This is a genomic window from Geodermatophilus sp. CPCC 205506 (genome assembly GCF_051383635.1).
GTDB lineage: Bacteria > Actinomycetota > Actinomycetes > Mycobacteriales > Geodermatophilaceae > Geodermatophilus.
In genome coordinates, this window is record NZ_JALPKP010000044.1 from 1 (window position 1) to 17,842 (window position 17,842).

Annotated in this window: 16 protein-coding genes; 6 read left to right on the forward strand and 10 right to left on the reverse strand. The window is 75.6% G+C overall.

Features of this window, described 5'->3' with window-relative positions:
* On the forward strand, nucleotides 1–522 hold a 522-nt coding region (locus MY520_RS21310; RefSeq protein ID WP_436694572.1), incomplete at its 5' end, for a hypothetical protein.
* A 27-nt stretch (nucleotides 523–549) separates the two neighbouring features.
* Here the strand turns inward: MY520_RS21310 and MY520_RS21315 are convergent.
* The 4 genes from MY520_RS21315 to MY520_RS21330 form a co-directional block, all read right to left on the reverse strand.
* The gene (locus MY520_RS21315) at nucleotides 550–1,317 is read right to left on the reverse strand and encodes a sulfite exporter TauE/SafE family protein (protein ID WP_436694573.1); all 768 of its coding nucleotides are present in this window, start codon (nucleotides 1,315–1,317) and stop codon (nucleotides 550–552) included.
* On the reverse strand, nucleotides 1,314–2,054 hold the full coding sequence (locus tag MY520_RS21320) for a hypothetical protein (RefSeq protein ID WP_436694574.1): 741 nt from the start codon (nucleotides 2,052–2,054) through the stop codon (nucleotides 1,314–1,316). The genes MY520_RS21315 and MY520_RS21320 overlap by 4 nt, the downstream gene beginning before the upstream one ends.
* A 47-nt stretch (nucleotides 2,055–2,101) precedes the next feature.
* Nucleotides 2,102–2,869, reverse strand: coding sequence for a sulfite exporter TauE/SafE family protein (locus MY520_RS21325; RefSeq protein ID WP_436694575.1), 768 nt, complete (start codon nucleotides 2,867–2,869; stop codon nucleotides 2,102–2,104).
* A gap of 127 nt (nucleotides 2,870–2,996) precedes the next feature.
* Nucleotides 2,997–5,543, reverse strand: a complete 2,547-nt coding sequence (locus MY520_RS21330; RefSeq protein ID WP_436694576.1) for a DEAD/DEAH box helicase — start codon at nucleotides 5,541–5,543, stop codon at nucleotides 2,997–2,999.
* A 234-nt stretch (nucleotides 5,544–5,777) separates the two neighbouring features.
* Between MY520_RS21330 and MY520_RS21335 the strand changes: the two genes are divergently transcribed.
* Nucleotides 5,778–6,635: an SDR family oxidoreductase gene (locus MY520_RS21335; RefSeq protein WP_436694577.1), complete on the forward strand. Its 858-nt coding sequence runs from the start codon at nucleotides 5,778–5,780 to the stop codon at nucleotides 6,633–6,635.
* 64 nt (nucleotides 6,636–6,699) lie between these two features.
* Here MY520_RS21335 and mmuM read toward each other — a convergent pair whose 3' ends face one another.
* Both mmuM and MY520_RS21345 read right to left on the reverse strand, forming a co-directional pair.
* Complete coding sequence (gene mmuM / locus MY520_RS21340) at nucleotides 6,700–7,614, reverse strand: homocysteine S-methyltransferase (RefSeq protein ID WP_436694578.1); 915 nt, start codon at nucleotides 7,612–7,614, stop codon at nucleotides 6,700–6,702.
* Nucleotides 7,611–8,243 carry a hypothetical protein gene (locus tag MY520_RS21345; RefSeq protein ID WP_436694579.1) on the reverse strand — a complete coding sequence of 211 codons (633 nt, stop codon included), beginning with the start codon at nucleotides 8,241–8,243 and terminating at the stop codon, nucleotides 7,611–7,613. Before MY520_RS21345 ends, mmuM begins: the two co-directional genes overlap by 4 nt.
* Nucleotides 8,244–8,386: 143 nt before the next feature.
* Here MY520_RS21345 and arfB point away from each other — a divergent pair, with 143 nt between their 5' ends.
* Complete coding sequence (gene arfB, locus MY520_RS21350) at nucleotides 8,387–8,827, forward strand: alternative ribosome rescue aminoacyl-tRNA hydrolase ArfB (protein ID WP_436694580.1); 441 nt, start codon at nucleotides 8,387–8,389, stop codon at nucleotides 8,825–8,827.
* Here arfB and MY520_RS21355 read toward each other — a convergent pair.
* The 4 genes from MY520_RS21355 to MY520_RS21370 all read right to left on the reverse strand — a co-directional run bounded on the left by MY520_RS21355 (nucleotide 8,799) and on the right by MY520_RS21370 (nucleotide 12,146).
* On the reverse strand, nucleotides 8,799–10,055 hold the full coding sequence (locus MY520_RS21355) for an RNA polymerase sigma factor (RefSeq protein WP_436694581.1): 1,257 nt from the start codon (nucleotides 10,053–10,055) through the stop codon (nucleotides 8,799–8,801). The genes arfB and MY520_RS21355 overlap by 29 nt on opposite strands.
* On the reverse strand, nucleotides 10,052–10,420 hold the full coding sequence (locus tag MY520_RS21360; protein WP_436694582.1) for a YciI family protein: 369 nt from the start codon (nucleotides 10,418–10,420) through the stop codon (nucleotides 10,052–10,054). The genes MY520_RS21355 and MY520_RS21360 overlap by 4 nt, the downstream gene beginning before the upstream one ends.
* 90 nt (nucleotides 10,421–10,510) lie before the next feature.
* Entirely contained in the window at nucleotides 10,511–11,149 is a 639-nt protein-coding gene (locus MY520_RS21365; RefSeq protein ID WP_436694583.1) for a GNAT family N-acetyltransferase, read from the reverse strand.
* A gap of 67 nt (nucleotides 11,150–11,216) precedes the next feature.
* On the reverse strand, nucleotides 11,217–12,146 hold the full coding sequence (locus MY520_RS21370) for an alpha/beta hydrolase (protein ID WP_436694584.1): 930 nt from the start codon (nucleotides 12,144–12,146) through the stop codon (nucleotides 11,217–11,219).
* 181 nt (nucleotides 12,147–12,327) lie between these two features.
* Here MY520_RS21370 and MY520_RS21375 point away from each other — a divergent pair, with 181 nt between their 5' ends.
* The 3 genes from MY520_RS21375 to MY520_RS21385 are packed head-to-tail and all read left to right on the forward strand — an operon-like array spanning nucleotide 12,328 to nucleotide 17,782.
* Nucleotides 12,328–14,928: a molybdopterin oxidoreductase family protein gene (locus tag MY520_RS21375; RefSeq protein WP_436694585.1), complete on the forward strand. Its 2,601-nt coding sequence runs from the start codon at nucleotides 12,328–12,330 to the stop codon at nucleotides 14,926–14,928.
* Nucleotides 14,928–17,459: a nitrite reductase large subunit NirB gene (gene nirB, locus MY520_RS21380; RefSeq protein WP_436694586.1), complete on the forward strand. Its 2,532-nt coding sequence runs from the start codon at nucleotides 14,928–14,930 to the stop codon at nucleotides 17,457–17,459. The genes MY520_RS21375 and nirB overlap by 1 nt, the downstream gene beginning before the upstream one ends.
* Entirely contained in the window at nucleotides 17,456–17,782 is a 327-nt protein-coding gene (locus MY520_RS21385) for a Rieske (2Fe-2S) protein (RefSeq protein ID WP_436694587.1), read from the forward strand. The genes nirB and MY520_RS21385 overlap by 4 nt, the downstream gene beginning before the upstream one ends.
* The last annotated feature ends 60 nt before the right edge of the window (nucleotides 17,783–17,842 follow it).

Consider the following 17,842-nt stretch of genomic DNA (forward strand, 5'->3'; position numbering starts at 1 on the left):
CCCGCGCCCGCTCAGCCCGGGCCCGCACAGCCCGGGCCCGCGGCCACCGGGCCCATCCCCGTCGCCACCCCGCCGGCGCCGGCCCCCGACCGGCCGGCGCCGGCGGGTGACCGTGCGGAGCCGACCTCCGCCCCCCAGCCCACCGTCCCGGTGCCGCCGCGACCACGGGTGGGCCCGCGCCGGCCGGGCCCGCTGACCCGGATGGGGCCGTGGGCGCCGGCGTTCGGCGCGGTGCTGGGCCTGGTCGCCGGGCTGGTCAGCGTCTTCCTGCTGGCCGGGGTGGCCGAGGCGTTCGCCGAGCGGCTGGCGCTGGTCTTCCTCACCGTCGGCCTGGCCATGCTGGGCGCGGCCGGTGCCCTGCTCGCCGACGAGGTCCGGCTGGTCCGCCGGGGCGCCCGCGAGGCGGGCATCCGCCCGGCGTGGGTCGAGGCGACGGCCAACCTGATCAACGGCCTGACGCCGGCCCGGCTGCTCCTGCTGGCCGCCTCCTTCGTCCTCTTCCTCGCCGCCTTCGTCAGCTGACCGGCCGCCGCCGCGCCGCACCGCGGCTCAGGCGTAGGCCTGCACCGCCAGGGTCGCGGCCAGCCCGAGGCCGGCGACGGCGATCAGCCGGCGCAGGGCCGTCTGCGGAGCCCGGCGGACCACCCGCGGGCCGAGCCGGCCGCCGACGAACAGGCCGATGGCCAGCGGGATCGCCGCCGACCACGCGACCGGCGCGAGGACGATGAAGCCGACCGCCGCCACGGCGTTGGCCATGCCGAGCAGCACGTTCTTCAGCGCGTTCCCGGTGGGCAGGCCCTCGCCGGTCGAGAGCAGGTACATCGCCAGCATCATGACGCCGGCCGCGGCGCCGAAGTAGCCGCCGTAGACGGCGACCGCGAACGTGCCCAGCGGCAGCCACCAGGGGTCCTGGTGGGTGGGGTGGGTGCGGGCGCCCTCGGCGGCCAGCTCGCGGGGCGGCCGCTGGACCAGGAGGGCGATCGACGCCCCGGCGATCAGCCACGGCACGATCCGCTCGAACGCCTCCGACGGCGTCAGCAGCAGGAGGGCGGCGCCGGCGCCGCCGCCGAGCAGCGCGCCCGCGGACAGCCGGAGCAGCCGCCGGCCCTGGCCGCGCAGCTCCGGACGCGAGGCGCTGACCGAGCCGACGCTGTTGAGCACCAGCGAGACGGTGTTGGTGACGTTGGCCGTCACCGGCGGGATCCCGGTGGCCAGCAGCGCGGGGTAGCTGATCAGCGACGCGAGGCCGGCGATGCTGCCGGTGAGGCCCGCCCCGATGCCGGCGAGGAGGAGGAACGCGAACTCCGGTGGGCTCACCCGGCGTCGTCCTCGGCGACCTGTTCGGGCCAGAGCTCGGCCGGGGTCAGCCGGCCGGCCACCAGGTCGTCGGCGACGTCGTCCACGACCCGGCCGGAGGCGAGCGCCGCCGCCTGCATGACCGCGATGGCGTCGGGGCCGTCGAGGTCGAACTCGACGCCGACCAGCCCCATCGCCTGCCACACCCGGGCCCGCCGCCGGGCGTCCGGCCCGTCGAGCCAGCCGCTGCCGTCGTCGGGGAACTCCGGCCCGCTGACGGTGAGCGCGAGCTCGTGGGTGGTCCGCGCGGCGACGGTGGCGACGTCGGAGCGGTCCAGCCGGGGCAGCGCCGAGGGGTTGCGCACATAGAGGTCGAGCACCAGGAGCGGGCCCAGCGGCGGTGGCAGCGGCACCGAGAGCACCGCCCGGTAGGGCGTGTCCGCGACGATCGAGCGCCACAGCTCGGGCCAGTTGCGGGCGATGTCGTCCTCGTCGAAGGCGATGGTCGAGCCGTCGTCGTGCGCCCGCAGGCAGGGGCCGTCGCCGAGGGTGAACTGCTGGCGCTCGGCGTGCGCGGTGACCTCGTCGCTGGCGCCGATCGGGGTCCGCAGCGCGCCGACGTGCAGGCTCAGCCCGGCGCCGTCGACCCCGAGGGCACCCGCGCAGGCGCGGGCCAGCCGGGCGGGCAGCAGCGCGGGTGCGGCCAGCTCGGGGGGCGCGGTCCGGAGGGCGTCGTCGAAGCGCTCGGCTGCCGTCACGGGTTCCAGCTTGCCGCCCGCCCGGCGCGGGTGGCGGACCGGGCCGGTCACCGGCTCAGCAGGACGGCGATGGCGACGCAGCCGAGGACGACGATCGCCGTCCGCAGGACCGCCGAGGGCAGCCGCCGGCCGAACCGCGCCCCGAGGTACCCGCCGAGCAGCGCCCCGGCGGCCACCAGCCCGGCCGCGGGCCAGTCGACCCGGTCGGTGGCGACGACCACGTAGGCCGCCGCGGCCACCGCGTTCACGGCCAGGGTCAGCACGTTCTTGAGCGCGTTGAGCCGCTGCAGCGACTCGTGCAGCAGCAGGCCGAAGATGCCGATCTGCAGCACGCCCTGGCTGGCGGCGAAGTAGCCGCCGTAGCTGCCCGTGGCGTAGGCGCCGGCGAACAGCGCGGCCAGCCGGCCGCGGCCGGGCGGCGATCCGTCGTCGTCGGCCCGGCGCCGGGCCAGCGCCCGCTGGAGCGGCGGCTGGACGGCGACCAGCACGACCGCCAGCCCGACCAGCACCGGGACCACCGCCTCGAACGCCGAGGCCGGCAGGTGCAGCAGGAGGAAGGCGCCGGTGAGCGCGCCCAGGACCGAGGCCGGCAGCAGCCGCAGCAGCAGGCCGCGCTGCCCGCGCCGGTAGCCGATCGAGCCGGTGAGGTTGCCCGGCACCAGGCCGAGGGAGTTGGTGATCGTGGCGGTCACCGGCGGCAGCCCGACGGCCAGCAGCACCGGGAAGGTGACAAGGGTGCCGGAGCCGACGACGGCGTTGATGCCGCCGGCCGCCATCCCCGCGGCGGCGACGGCGAGCATCTCCCAGCCGGTCATCGCCTCGAGCCTGGCACGACACGCGGCGCCGCCGACGCGAACGGGGGTGTGACCCGCCTCATGCCCGGCGACGGCCTACGACCCGGGCCTACGACCCGGGCGTACTACCCGGGCGACGGATCCCTCCTCAGTCCTTCCGGCCGGCGTCCACCAGGCGCAGCACGACGACGCCCTCCTCGTCGGAGGCGTCGAGGTCGACCTCCACGTCGAGGCCCCAGTCGTGGTCGCCGGCCGGGTCGTCGACGATCTGCCGGACCCGCCAGACGCCGGGTCCGCTCTTGTCCCAGATCAGCAGCGCGGGCCCGCGGGCGTCCGCGCCGGTGTTCACCTCCGCGTGCTCGGCGAAGTAGGCCTGCACCACCTCGCCCCAGCGGTCGGCGTCCCAGCCCGAGCCGGCGTCGAGCTCACCGAGGTCGTACCACCGGCGGCGCGCCCAGAGCTCGACCCGGCGGAACAGCGCGTTGCGCACCATCGCGGTGAACGCCCGCTCGTTGCCGGTGAGCGGCCGCGGCCGGACCGGCACCGCGACCGGCTCGTCCAGCGGCTGGTCGGAGCTGGTCAGCTGCTCCCACTCGTCGAGCAGGCTGGAGTCCACCTGCCGCACCAGCTCGCCCAGCCACTCCACGAGGTCGGTGACCTCCTCGGTGCGGGCGGCCGCCGGGACGCCGGAGCGCAGCGCCTTGAACGCGTCGGAGAGGTAGCGCAGCACCGCGCCCTCCGCGCGGGTCAGCCCGTAGGTGTTGACGAACTCGCGGAAGGTGAACGCCCGCTCCCACATCTCCCGGACGACGGACTTCGGCGAGAGGTGCGCGTCGGCGGCCCACGGGTTGCTGCGCACGTACACCTCGAAGGCGTGCTCGAGCAGTTCCTCGAGCGGCTTGGGGTAGGTGACGTCGTCGAGCAGCTCGATCCGCTCGTCGTACTCGACGCCCTCGGCCTTCATCTGCGCCACGGCCTCACCGCGCGCCTTGTTCAGCTGCGCGGCCAGGATCTGCCGCGGGTCGTCGAGCGTGGCCTCGATGACGCTGACGACGTCCAGCAGATAGGTGTCGCCGGCCGGGTCCAGCAGCTCGATGGCGGCCAGCGCGAAGGTCGACAGGGGCTGGTTGAGCGCGAAGTCCGGCGGCAGGTCGACCGTCAGCCGGTACCGGCGGCCGTCGGCGTCCGGGTGCTCGAGCCGCTCCAGGACGCCGGCCTGCAGCAGCGAGCGGGCGATGCCGACGGCCTCGCGGATGTGCCGCAGCTGGCGCTTGCGCGGCTCGTGGTTGTCGGTGAGCAGCCGCCTCATGGCGACGAACGGGTCGCCCGGGCGGTCGACGACGTCGAGGACCATCGCCGTCGACACCCGCATGTTGCTGGTGAGCGGCTCGGGGTCGGCCTCCACCAGCCGCTTCATGGTGGCCTCCGACCACGGCACCATGCCCTCGGGCACCTTGCGCCGGACCAGCTTGCGGCGCTTCTTCGGGTCGTCGGCGACCTTGGCGAACTGCTTGAGGTTCTCCACCTCGTGCTCGGGCGCCTGGACGACGACGGTGCCGGCGGTGTCGTAGCCCGCCCGCCCCGCCCGGCCGGCGATCTGGTGGAACTCGCGGGCGTTGAGCAGCCGGGTACGGGTGCCGTCGTACTTGGACAGCGCGGAGAAGACGACGGTCCGGATCGGCACGTTGATGCCGACGCCGAGGGTGTCGGTCCCGCAGATGACCTTGAGCAGGCCGGCCTGGGCCAGCTGCTCCACCAGCCGCCGGTACTTGGGCAGCATCCCGGCGTGGTGGACGCCGATCCCGTGGCGGACCAGCCGCGACAGCGTCGTCCCGAAGGCGGACGTGAACCGGAAGCCGCCGATCGTCTCGGCGATCGCCGCCTTCTCCTCCTTGGTGCACACGTTGACGCTCATCAGCGCCTGCGCCCGCTCCAGCGCCGAGGCCTGGGTGAAGTGGACGACGTAGACCGGCGCCTGCCGGGTGTCCAGGAGCTCCTGGATCGTCTCGTGCATCGGCGTGGTCGCGTAGTAGTGGTGCAGCGGCACCGGCCGCTCGGCGTTGGCCACCAGCGCGGTCGGCCGCCCGGTCCGGCGGGTGAGGTCCTCGCGCAGCGCGGTGACGTCGCCGAGCGTGGCGCTCATCAGCAGGAACTGCGCCCTGGGCAGCTCCAGCAGCGGCACCTGCCAGGCCCAGCCGCGGTCGGGGTCGCCGTAGAAGTGGAACTCGTCCATGACCACGAGGCCGACGTCGGCGTCCGCACCCTCGCGCAGCGCGGTGTTGGCCAGCACCTCGGCGGTGCAGGCGATGATCGGCGCCCCGGCGTTGACGCTCGCGTCGCCGGTGAGCATGCCGACGTTGGCCGCTCCGAACACCCCGCAGAGGGCGAAGAACTTCTCGCTGACCAGCGCCTTGATCGGCGCGGTGTACCAGCTGCGCCGTCCCGCGGCGAGCGCCGCGTACTGCGCCCCGGTGGCGACCAGCGACTTGCCGGAGCCGGTCGGTGTGGCCAGGACGACGTTCGCGCCGCTGACCAGCTCGATCAGCGCCTCCTCCTGCGCCGGGTACAGCGGCGTGCCGCCGGCCTCGGCCCAGGCGGCGAACTGGGTGAACAGGTCGTCGGGGTCGGCGCCCAGCGCGCGCAGGGCGGTGAGGTCGGCGGAGTCGTCGAGGAGGGGCGGGGCGGTCGCGGTCATCGTGGGGGACAGCGTGCCCGATCGCGGAGACCTTCCCGGGCGCCACCCCGGGCGGACGGCACCGGACGGCGGCGCCTGGTGATGCGCCGGCAGCTCCCGGTCGCGCTCCCCGCGCGGGCGTCGGTCCCGCGGGCGGCCCGAGGTCGGGTTCCGCGCGGCGTGCGCCGGGTAGGCGGCGGGGAGGACGCCGGGCCGACGGGGCCCCGGCGCACGCTGATCCGCCGGAGGAGCGCCATGTCGTCACCCCGACCCGAGTCCCAGCCCGCCCAGCAGCAGGACGTCCCCGGCACGCTCGGGGAGATGACCCCCAGGCCCGACCACGGCGAGGAGAGCTACCGCGGGTCGGGCCGGCTGGCCGGCAAGGCGGCGGTGATCACCGGCGGCGACAGCGGCATCGGCCGGGCGGTCGCCATCGCCTTCGCCCGCGAGGGCGCCGACGTGCTCATCTCCTACCTGAACGAGCACGAGGACGCGCAGGACACGGCGACGTACGTGGAGCAGGCCGGCCGGAAGTGCGTGCTCGTCGCCGGCGACCTCGCCGACCGGGCGCACGCCAAGACGATCGTGCCCACGGCGGTGGAGGCGTTCGGGAAGATCGACGTCCTGGTCAACAACGCCGCGTTCCAGATGAGCCACGAGTCGATCGAGGAGATCTCCGACGAGGAGTGGGACCACACCCTCGCGCTCAACCTCTCGGCGATGTTCACCCTGTGCAAGGACGCCGTCCCGCACATGCAGCCGGGGGCCTCGATCATCAACTCGTCGTCGGTGAACTCCGACCAGCCCAGCCCGCACCTGATCGCCTACGCCATGACCAAGGCCGGCATCGCCAACTTCACCGCCTCGCTGGCCCAGATGCTCGCGGAGAAGGGCATCCGGGCCAACAGCGTCGCTCCGGGCCCGGTCTGGACGCCGCTGATCCCGGCGACCATGCCCGAGGAGAAGGTGGAGAGCTTCGGGGAGCAGGTGCCGATCGGCCGCGCCGCCCAGCCCGCCGAGCTGGCCCCGGTCTACGTGATGCTGGCCGGCGACGAGGCCTCCTACGTCTCCGGCGCCCGGGTCGCGGTCACCGGCGGCAAGCCGATCCTCTGACGAGGACCCCGGTGCCCCCCTCCGCTCGCAGGCTCGCGGCGGGACCCTGCACCGGGGCGCTCCATCACGTCGCCAGGGCGGAGGCGAGCCGGGCGATGTCGGCGGGGCGGACGCGGCAGCAGCCGCCGACCAGCCGCGCGCCGGCGGCCACCCAGCCCGGCACCGCGGCGGCGTCGATCCCGGGCGAGCCGGTCCAGCGGCGGGCCGCGGCGTCCCAGGCCTCGCCGCTGTTGGGGTAGGCCACCAGCGGCTTGCCGGCCGCGGCCGCGGCGGCCAGCGTGGGCCCGACGGCGGACGGCGCGGTGCAGTTGACCCCGACGGCGACCACCTCGTCGACGCCGGCCACCAGCGCGTACACGTCGGCGGCCGGCTCGCCCCGCCGAGTGCGCGGCACGCCGTCGGCGTCGAGCACCGTGGTCAGCGACAGCCAGATGGGCACCCCGAGGCGCACCGCCTCGGCGACCAGGGCGCCCGCCTCGGCGGCCGCGGGCACGGTCTCGCAGGCCAACACGTCGGCCCCGGCCTCGGCGAGCAGCCGCATCCGCGGCCGGTGGAAGGCGCGCAACGCGGCCACGTCCAGCTCGGCCACGTAGGCGCCGGTGTACTCCGACCCGTCGGCCAGCACCGCGCCGTACGGGCCGACCGACCCCGCGACCCAGCCCCCGCCCTGCCCCTCCCGGGCCAGGGCGACCGACGACGCGATCAGCCGCCGCGCCCGGCGCGCGTCCACCCCGGCGGCCTCGAACCCCTCGACGGAGGCCTGGTAGCTGGCCGTCGTCGCGACCTGCGCCCCGGCCGCGGCGAAGGCGGCGTGCGCCGCGACCACCGCTGCCGGGTCGTCGCGCAGCAGCCGGGCCGACCACAGCGCCGAGGACAGGTCGTGGCCCTGCGCCTCCAGCTGGGTGGCCAGCCCGCCGTCGAGCACGACCGGGCCGGCGGCCAGGGCGGCGGCCAGGGGGAGGGACTCCGTCGCCGTCATGACCGCGGCGGGGGTGCCGACCGCGGAACGGCGGCGCGGCTGAGCGCCACCGCCACCATCACCGGCAGCACCCCGAACACGGTGACCGCGTAGAGCCCGCCGCTCAGCGCGGTGAGCACCCCCGTCGTCCCGTCGCTGAGCGACCAGCCGAGTCCGATCAGCGGCAGCGTGACCACTGCGGTGCCCAGGACGGCGGACAGCTGCGCCGGCCAGCCGAGCCGGCGCGTCGCCAGGCCCGCACCCAGCGCCGCGGCGAAGGTCAGCAGTCCGTCGACGTCGGGCACGCCGGTCGCCCCGGTGTCGCCGAGGGCGCCGACCAGCAGGTCGTGCCAGCCGAGCAGCACCGCGGCGACGGCGGTCAGCACCACCCAGACGCCCGCGGCCGTGCGGGACCCGAGCCGGTCGGGGCGCACCAGGCCGGTGGCCGCGCCCAGGCACACGAGGGCCGCGCCGGTCACCAGGGCGAGCAGCGAGTGCGCGACGTGGGCGACGTGCCACCCCGAGGCCGTGCGGCTCGGCAGCGGCCACCCCCGGGCCGCCGAGACGCAGGCGGCGACGGTGAGGAGGGCCGCCGCCCGGGCGAGGACGAGGGGGGAGCGGACCCGGGAGGCCGGGTCGGCCGCGGTCATGCGCGGCAGCGTGGCACGCGGACGGCGTTCCGCGCGCCCCGGGCCCGTCGCCCGGGACACGGGATCAGCGCGGCGGCACCCGAACCGGTCGCGGACCGCACGCCGCGGCGGCGGCGGGCGGCACGCTGCGCCAGGATGATCACGTGCCTGCCGCGGACGACGCCGCCGGCGACCTCGCGGTCACCGGTTCCGTCGTCGTGCCCGCCGCCGCGCTCGGCTGGCGGTTCTCCCGGTCCTCGGGTCCCGGCGGGCAGGGCGTCAACACCGCCGACTCCCGGGTCGAGCTGTCGGTCGCCCCGCTGGAACTGCCGGGACTGACCGCGACGCAGCGGCAGCGGCTGGCCGAGCGGCTCGGCGGCCGGCTGGTGGACGGCGTCCTGACGGTGGCCGCGAGCGAGCACCGCCAGCAACTGCGCAACCGGCAGGCGGCCCGCGAGCGGCTGGCCGCCGTCCTGCGCGCCGCGCTCGCCGCGCCGCCTCCGGCCCGCCGCCGGACGAGGCCGACGAAGGGCTCCCAGGAACGGCGGATCCAGGCCAAGAAGGAGCGCGGGCAGCTCAAGAAGCAGCGCCGCTCCTGGGACTGACCGCCGCCCGCCGGCGCTCGAGGAACGCCCGCTCGGTGGCGTTGCCGGCGAGCTCGATCGCCTCGCCGTAGGCGGCCGCAGCTGCCTCCGGCCGGCCCAGCCGCCGCAGCAGGTCGGCCCGGACGGCCGCCCGCAGGTGGTGACGGGGGAGGTCGAGCTCCTCGACCAGCGCCAGCGCCGCCGCCGGGCCCTCGACCTCGCCCACCGCGACCGCCCGGTTGAGCGCGACCACGGGGCTCGGCGTCAGCACCAGCAACTGGTCGTAGAGGGCCAGCACCTGCCGCCAGTCGGTGTCCGCGGCCGTCGGGGCGTCGCTGTGGACCGCCTGGATCGCCGCCTGCACCTGGTAGGGCCCGGGTGCGCCCCGGCGCAGGCAGCGGCGGACCAGGTCCTGTCCCTCGGCCACGAGTGCGGTGTCCCACCGGCGGCGGTCCTGCTCGGCCAGCGGCACCAGCTCGCCCTCGGGGGTGGTCCGGGCCGGGTGCCGGGACTCGACCAGCAGCATCAGCGCCAGCAGCCCCAGCACCTCCGGCTCGTCGGGCATCAGCTCGGCCAGCTCCCGGCCCAGCCGGACGGCCTCGGCGCAGAGGTCGGGGCGCACCAGCCGGTCGCCGGTCGAGGCCGTGTGCCCCTCGGTGAAGACCAGGTAGACGACGGCCAGGACGCCGCCCAGCCGGTCGGGCAGGTCGGCCTCGGCCGGCACCCGGTAGGGGATCCGGGCGGCCCGGATCTTGGTCTTGGCCCGGACCAGCCGCTGCGCCATCGTCGCCTCGGGCACGAGGAAGGCGTGCGCGATCTCCGCGGTGGTCAGCCCGCCGACCAGCCGCAGGGTCAGCGCCACCCGGGCGGCCGGGGCCAGGGCGGGGTGGCAGCAGGTGAAGAGCATCCGCAGCCGGTCGTCGCGCACGGCGCCCTCCTCGGGCGGCGGGTCGGGGTCGTGCAGCAGGGCCGCGGCGCGGTGGCGGACGTCGCGGGAGGACTCGCGCCGCAGCCGGTCGATGGCCCGGTTGCGCGCGGTGGTGACGATCCAGCCGGCCGGGCTCGGCGGCACGCCCTCGGCCGGCCACCGCGCGACCGCGGTGGTGAACGCGTCCTGCACCGCCTCCTCGGCGGCGTCGATGTCGCCGAGGAGGCGGGTGAGGACGGCGACCGCGCGGCCGGAGCTCTCGCGGAAGACCTGCTCGACCGCCGTGAGCGGCGTCCCGGCGGTCTCCGGCTCCCCGGTCACGACGCGGCGGCCGGCCCGGGGCTGTCCTGGAAGGGTCGGACCTCGATCGGCAGCGGCGCCAGGACCCGCGCCAGCCTGCGCCCCCACTCCAGGGCCGCGTCGAGGTCGGCGGCCTCGATCACGGTGAACCCGCCGACGTGCTCCTTGGCCTCCACGTACGGGCCGTCGGTCATCAGCACGTCGTCCCCGGTGGTGCGCAGCACCGTCGCGGTCTCCGGCGGGTGCAGCCCGCCCGCGAAGACCCACGCGCCGGCGTCCTGCATCTCCCGGTTGAGCACCGCGAGGTCCCGCATGACCGGCTCCAGGAACTCGGGCGGGGGCACCTCGCCGTCGGGCTGGTAGATCGTGAGCAGGTACTGCGGCATGACGCCCTCCTCGGGTCGGCGGCCGGCCCCTCGCCGGCCGCTCACCCCCTGTACGAACGGGGGAGCCCCGGATCGACACCCGCCTCCCGGTCAGGTCGCCGGGGGGCGGACGACCAGCCAGATCCGCAGCGCCCCGTCGGCCGTCTGCAGCTCGCGGTCGACGTCGAAGCCGGACTTCCGCAGGAACCGCACGCCGGCCCAGGTCCAGACCGCGGCCGCGGCCGGCGTCCCCTCGGCGTCGCAGCGCTCGAGCACCGGCGCCAGCAGCGCGCCGCCGTAGCCGCGGCGCCGGCTGCTGGGCCGGGTGCCCAGGTGGGCCAGCCACCAGTGCGGCCCGGCCGGGCGGGCGGCGTCGAGCAGCTCGCGGGTGCGCGCCACCCGGTCGGCGCACGGACCGGTGATGTGCGGGAGCTCGCGGGCCAGCGCGGCGCGGACGTCGGCGGGCACCGGCCGGGTGCCGGCCGCGCCGGCCGGGGCCTCCCAGGCGGCCACGGCGGTGACGTCCTCGGTGACCCAGCCGGTGCCGGCCGAGACGGCGCGGTGGCCGGCGTCGAGCTCGTGCAGCCGGGTGAGCCGCTGCACCCGCCCGTCATCCGGCAGCGCCCACCGGGCCCACCGCGAGTCGGCGAGGGCGACGGTGAGCGTGGCGGCGATCCGCGGCACGTCGCGCTGCTCGGCGGGGCGGACCGACGGGGCCCCGATCTGCACGGTCGTCCCCGGTCCGGTCACCCGCTCATCCCACCACCCGGCCCGCCCCGGGCGGCCGACGGGACCGCGCCGGCCGCCCGGGAGCGGGTCAGCCGAGCGCCGCCTTGACCTCCTTCGCGAGGTCCTCGATCAGCCCGCTGTAGCGGTCGCACATGCCACCCAGCCAGAACAGCCCGTGGATCTGCCCGTCGTAGCGGCGGACGGTGGCCGTCCCGCCGGCCTTCTGCAGCAGCTCGGCGTACCGCTCGCCCTCGTCGCGCAGCGGGTCGAACTCCATGGTGGCGACGAACGCGGGCGGCAGGCCGGAGAGGTCCTCGGCGCGGGCGGGGGAGGCGTAGGGCTCGCTGCGCCGGGCCTCGTCGGGGACGTAGTGGTCGCGGAACCAGCGCATCGTGTCGGCGGTCAGCAGGTAGCCCTCGCCGTTGTCCCGGTAGGAGTCGGTCTCCATCGACGCCAGGTCGGTGACCGGGTAGATCAGCGCCTGCAGCGCGATCGCCGGGCCGCCCCTGTCCCGGGCCATCAGCGCGACGACGGCGGCCAGGTTGCCGCCGGCGCTGTCGCCCGCGACGACCAGGCCGGGGGGCTCGGTGCCCAGTTCGTCGATGTGCTCGGCGACCCACGCGGTCACCGCGTAGCAGTCGTCGGCGGCCGCCGGGTAGGCCGACTCCGGCGCCAGCCGGTACTGCGCGGAGACGACCACGCAGCCGGTGGCGTCGGCCAGCGCCCGGCACGGGGCGTCGACCACCTCGATGTTGCCGATCACCCAGCCGCCGCCGTGGAAGTAGACGATCGCGCCCCGCGGGGAGCCGTTCGGCCGGTAGATGCGGACGGGCAGCGACCCGGCGGGCCCCGGAACGGTGCGGTCGCCCACCGCGGCCACCTGCACGAGGTCGCCCTGCATCTCGCGGAACGAGTTGGCCATGTCCCGCGCCTGGGACACCGACAGCTGCGAGATGTCCGGGGCGCCCTGCGCCTCCATGGCGGCGAGCAGGGCCTGGACCTGGGGGTCGACGGGCATGGTCTCTCCTGACCTCGGTGTCGGGCGTCCCGTCACCCACGGACGGGACACGGCTTTGTAACGCAGGTCACGCACCGGAGGCCAGACCGCACACGCCGCCGCCGGAGGGTGTGAGGGCCCCGGAACCCAGGCTTGACGCCGGTGCCGCCGACGGGAAACGGGGGTCGCCGACGCTCGTCCCGTGACCGCGACCGCTCTCCCCGGAGTCCTGGCAGGAGTGGGCCCGCGCACCCGCACCACCCAGACGCACTGCCCCTACTGCTCGCTGCAGTGCGGGATCACGATGACCGCCGGCGACCGCCCAGCCACCCTCCAGCCGGCCGACTTCCCGACCAACCGCGGCGGCCTGTGCTCCAAGGGCTGGTCGGCGACCGAGCTGCTCGACCACCCGGAGCGACTGACCCGCCCGCTGGTCCGCGCCGTGCCCGGCGACCGCACCAGCCCGCTCGTGGAGTCGACCTGGGACGAGGCGCTCGGCCGCGTGGTGGCCGCGATCGAGCGGACCCAGGCGACGCACGGCCGCGACGCCGTCGGCTGCTTCGGCGGGGGTGGGCTGACCAACGAGCAGGCCTACCAGTTCGGCAAGTTCGCCCGGGTCGCGCTGCGCACCTCCGCCATCGACTACAACGGCCGGTTCTGCATGTCGTCGGCGGCGGGCGCGGCGCTCCGCGCGTTCGGCCTGGACCGCGGGATGCCGTTCCCGCTGGCCGACATCGCCGCCGCCGACGTCGTCGTGCTGGTCGGCTCCAACCCCGCCGACACGATGCCGCCGGCGATGCAGTACTTCGACGAGGGGCGGGCCCGCGGGGCGCAGCACGTCGTCGTCGACCCCCGGCGGACGGCGACCGCCCGCAACGCCGCCCTGCACCTGCAGGCGCTCCCCGGCACCGACCTGGCCCTGGCCAACGGGTTGCTGCACATCGCGATCGCCGAGGGCCTGGTCGACGAGGCCTACGTGGCCGCGCGCACCACCGGGTTCGACGACGTCCGCGCCGGGGTGGCCGCGTACTGGCCGGACCGCGTGGAGCGGCTGACCGGTGTCCCGGTCAAGGACCAGCGGCGCACCGTCTTCGCCCTGGCCCGCGCCGAGCGGGCGATCGTGCTCACCGCCCGCGGCGCCGAGCAGCACCGCAGCGGCACCGACACCGCCCAGGCGTGGATCAACCTGGCGCTGGCCCTCGGTCTGCCCGGCCGGGAGGGCAGCGGCTGGGCCACGGTCACCGGCCAGGGCAACGGGCAGGGCGGCCGGGAGCACGGGCAGAAGGCCGACCAGCTGCCCGGGTACCGGAAGATCACCGACCCCGCGGCCCGCGCCCACGTGGCGGCGGTCTGGGGCGTCGACCCCGACGACATCCCCGCACCCGGGCGCAGCGCCTTCGAGCTGCTCGACGCGCTCGGCACCGAGGGCGGGGTGCGGACGATGCTGGTGCTCGCCTCCAACGTCGCGGTCTCCGCCCCTGACGCCCGCCGGGTCGTCAGCCGGCTGCGCGACCTGGACTTCCTCGCCGTCAGCGACTTCTTCCTCTCCGAGACCGCCGAGCTCGCCGACGTCGTCCTGCCCAGCGCCATGTGGGCCGAGGAGGACGGCACCATGACCAACCTCGAGGGGCGGGTCATCCGCCGTCGTCGCGCCCTCGACCCGCCCGCCGGCGTCCGCGACGACCTGCAGCTGCTCGCCGAGCTGGCGGCGCGGCTGGGTGCGGGCGACAAGTTCTCCGCCGACCCGGAGACGGTCTTCGCCGAGCTCGGCCGGGCCAGCGCCGGGGGAGCGGCCGACTACTCCGGCATCAGCTACCGCCGGATCGACGAGGAGCAAGGCGTCTTCTGGCCCTGCCCGGCGCCGGCCGGCGACGGCCCCCGGCACCCCGGCACCCCGCGGCTGTTCGCCGAGCGGTTCGCCACCCCCGACGGCCGCGCGCGGTTCCTGCGGGTGGAGCACGTCGAGGCGCACGAGCGCCCCGACGCCGAGTACCCGTACGTGCTCACCACCGGCCGGGTGCTCGCGCAGTACCAGTCGGGCACCCAGACCCGCCGCTCCCGGAGCCTGAACCTGATCGCGCCGCTGCCGCGCGCCGAGCTGCACCGCGACCTGGCCCGCCGGCTCGGCATCGGCCCGGACGACGTCGTCGAGCTGGCCACCCGCCGCGGCCGCGCCCGCTTCTCGGCGCACCTGACCGACGACATCCGGCCCGACGTCGTCTTCGCGCCCTTCCACTGGGGCGGTGCGTCGTCGGCCAACGCGCTCACCGACCCGGCACTCGACCCGGTCAGCCGGATGCCCGCCTTCAAGGTCTGCGCGGTCGCGGTCACCCGCGTCGCCGGGCCCGTCGAGAGCCTGCCCGCCCCCGACGCCGCCACCCAGCCCGAGACCCGCCCCCACGAGCTGTCCCCGACGCCGGAACCACGGCAACCGTCCCGAAGGAGGACCCCCCGCGTGAAGAGCACCCCACGCTTCCTGCAAGGCGTCTACCCGATCACCGGCGAGGGCCTGGCCAAGCCCGGCCCGGTCGACCCCGCGCTGCGCTACACCGTGCCCAACGGCGCCAGCGCGCAGGCGCTGTACTTCCGCGGGGGCAACTCCACCGACCAGCTGGTCTACGCGCTCCTCCTGCGCGACGGGGTCCCGATGCGGTGGTTCCCGATCGGCGCCAAGGGCGACGTGCACGTCCCGCTCCGGGTGGTCGAGGACCTGCCCGGCGGCACGCTGGTCGAGCTGCACGCCGCCGCGCCGGTCGGCGTCACCGGCGAGCTCGTGGTCGACCTCGGGCTGGTGGAGGTCTGATGACGGCCGTCCTCGGCGGTCGCCCGGAGGGGCTGACCTCGTTCCGGTTCGACGTCGACGAGTTCGACGACCGCGCCTCGCTGGTCGTCGTCGGCAACGGCATGGCCGGCGCCCGCTTCGTGGAGGAGGTGCTCGAGCGGGGCGGCGGCGAGCAGTTCCGGATCACCGTCTTCGGCGACGAGCCGCACGGCAACTACAACCGGATCATGCTGTCGCCTGTGCTGGCCGGCGAGGAGCACGAGGACGACATCGTCCTCAACAGCCACGACTGGTACGCCGACAACGGCGTCACCCTGCGGGCGGGCGTCCGCGCCGAGCGGATCGACACCGCCGCCAAGGTCGTCCACGCCGCCGACGGCACGCTCACGCCCTACGACCACCTCGTGCTGGCCACCGGGAGCTACTCGTTCATCCCGCCGATGAAGGGTGTCCGGGCCGAGGACGGCGAGCTGCTGCCCGGCGTCTACGGGTTCCGCACCATCGACGAGACCCGCGCGATGCTCGACGCCGTCGGCCGGTGCCGGAAGGCCGTGGTCATGGGCGGCGGCCTTCTGGGGCTGGAGGCCGCCCGCGCCCTGCAGGGCCACGGGCTGCAGGTCGACCTCGTGCACGCGATGCCGTACCTGATGAACATGCAGCTCGACGCTGAGGCCGGCGCCATCCTCAAGAAGAGCGTGGAGTCACTCGGGATCAGCGTCCACCTCGACGTCTTCGCCACCGAGGTGTTCGGCGCCGGCCACGTCGAGGGGGTGGGGCTCGCCGACGGACGGCGGATCGACGCCGACCTGCTCGTCGTGGCCGCCGGCGTGCGGCCGAGCACCGACATCGGCGTCCGCTCCGGTCTGGAGGTGGAGCGCGGCATCGTCGTCGACGACCAGCTGCGCACCGACGACCCGGACGTGTACGCGATCGGCGAGTGCGCCCAGCACCGCGGCGAGGTCTACGGCCTCGTGGCCCCGGCCTGGGAGCACGCGAAGGTGCTGGCCGACGTCCTCACCGGCACCGACCCCGACGCCGAGTACCACGGCAGCCGGACGGCGACGAAGCTCAAGGTGGCCGGCGTCGACGTCGCGGTCATGGGCATCAACACCCCCGAGCGGGACGACGACGAGTTCCTGGTGATCTCCGAGCCCAAGCGCGGGGTGCACCTGTCGGTGGTCATCCGCGACGACAAGCTGGTCGGCGCCACGCTGCTCGGGGACACCCGCAAGGTCGCGTTCCTCACCCAGGCCTTCGACCGCGGGGCGCCGCTGCCCGAGGAGCGGATCCGGCTGCTGGTCGACCTCTCCGACGGGGCCGAGGAGGTCGGCGTCGCCGAGATGCCGGCCACCACCCAGGTGTGCAACTGCAACGGCGTCACGAAGGGCGCGATCTGCGACGTCGTCGCCGACGGGTGCACCGCGCTCGGCGGGGTCATGGACCGCACCCGCGCCGGCAAGGGCTGCGGCTCCTGCAAGTCGCTGGTCAAGCAGATCGTGGAGTGGGCCGCCGACGGCGACCTGACCGAGGACCCGTCGGCGTCCTGGTACGTCCCGGGCATCCCGCTGGCCAAGCCCGAGCTCATCGCCGCCATCCGGGAGCAGGACCTCCGCAGCGTCTCGGCCGTCTTCGCCGCGCTCGCCCCCGGCGGCAAGGACGACGCGAAGTCGAAGATGGGCCTGACCTCGCTGCTGAAGATGCTGTGGGGGCACGACTTCGTGCCCGAGAAGGACGGCGAGTTCATCAACGACCGGGTGCACGCCAACATCCAGCGCGACGGCACGTTCTCCGTCGTCCCGCAGATGAAGGGCGGCGTCACCACCCCGGCCCAGCTGCGCCGGATCGCCGACGTCGCCGAGAAGTACGAGGTGCCGATGGTCAAGGTGACCGGCGGCCAGCGGATCGACCTGCTCGGCGTCCGCAAGGAGGACCTGCCGGCGATGTGGTCGGACCTCGGCATGCCGTCGGGGTACGCCTACGGCAAGAGCATGCGCACGGTGAAGACCTGCGTGGGCAGCGACTTCTGCCGGTTCGGCCTCGGTGACTCCACCCAGCTCGGCATCGACCTGGAGAGCCGGTTCCAGGGCATCGAGAGCCCGGCGAAGATGAAGCTCGCCGTCGTCGGCTGCCCCCGCAACTGCGCCGAGGCCTACGTCAAGGACGTCGGCGTCGTGGCGGTCGGCAACGGGAAGTGGGAGGTCTACGTCGGCGGCGCCGCCGGGGCCACCGTCCGCAAGGGCGACCTGCTGGCCACCGTGGACTCCCCGGAGGCGGTGGTGACCCTCGCCGGCCGGTTCATGCAGTACTACCGGGAGAACGCCAACTGGCTCGAGCGCACCTACGACTTCGTGCCCCGCATCGGGCTGGAGAAGATCAAGCAGGTGCTGCTGGAGGACAGCGAGGGCATCGTCGCCGAGCTGGACGCGAACATGCAGCGGTCGATCGACGCCTACACCGACCCGTGGGGCCAGGACGCCGCCGAGCCGGCCACGCCCGGCCAGTTCCGCCCGTCCCTCCCGCTGATCCCGCTGCCGAAGGTGCCGGTCCGATGAGCCTCACCGACATGCGCACGACGACCGAGCACGCCGTGGGCCGCGTCGAGGAGGTGCCGCCGGGGGAGGGCCGGGCGTTCGTCGCCGGGGAGGTGCAGGTCGCCGTGTTCCGGCTGCGCGACGGCTCGCTGCACGCCACCCAGGCGGCCTGCCCGCACGCCGGCGGACCGCTCGCCGACGGGCAGACCGACGTCGACGTGCTGGTCTGCCCGCTGCACCTGTACGCCTACCGGTGGTCCGACGGCGCCGCGACGTCCGGCGCCGCCGCGGTGCGGGTGTACCCGGTCCGCGAGGTCGACGGGCTCCTGGTCGTCGAGGTGTAGCGGCGACCGCTCGTGATCATGGGGTCGTCGCCGCCCTCCGCGGAGTGTCCGCCTGTGTCG

Coding starts and splice junctions, on each gene's coding strand:
- MY520_RS21345 (WP_436694579.1), bottom strand. CDS start 8,243: ATGACCGCGGCCGACCCGGCCTCCCGGGTCCGCTCCCCCCTCGTCCTC.
- MY520_RS21360 (WP_436694582.1), bottom strand. CDS start 10,420: ATGCCGCAGTACCTGCTCACGATCTACCAGCCCGACGGCGAGGTGCCC.
- MY520_RS21385 (WP_436694587.1), top strand. CDS start 17,456: ATGAGCCTCACCGACATGCGCACGACGACCGAGCACGCCGTGGGCCGC.
- MY520_RS21370 (WP_436694584.1), bottom strand. CDS start 12,146: ATGCCCGTCGACCCCCAGGTCCAGGCCCTGCTCGCCGCCATGGAGGCG.
- mmuM (WP_436694578.1), bottom strand. CDS start 7,614: ATGACGGCGACGGAGTCCCTCCCCCTGGCCGCCGCCCTGGCCGCCGGC.
- MY520_RS21325 (WP_436694575.1), bottom strand. CDS start 2,869: ATGACCGGCTGGGAGATGCTCGCCGTCGCCGCCGCGGGGATGGCGGCC.
- MY520_RS21335 (WP_436694577.1), top strand. CDS start 5,778: ATGTCGTCACCCCGACCCGAGTCCCAGCCCGCCCAGCAGCAGGACGTC.
- nirB (WP_436694586.1), top strand. CDS start 14,928: ATGACGGCCGTCCTCGGCGGTCGCCCGGAGGGGCTGACCTCGTTCCGG.
- MY520_RS21330 (WP_436694576.1), bottom strand. CDS start 5,543: ATGACCGCGACCGCCCCGCCCCTCCTCGACGACTCCGCCGACCTCACC.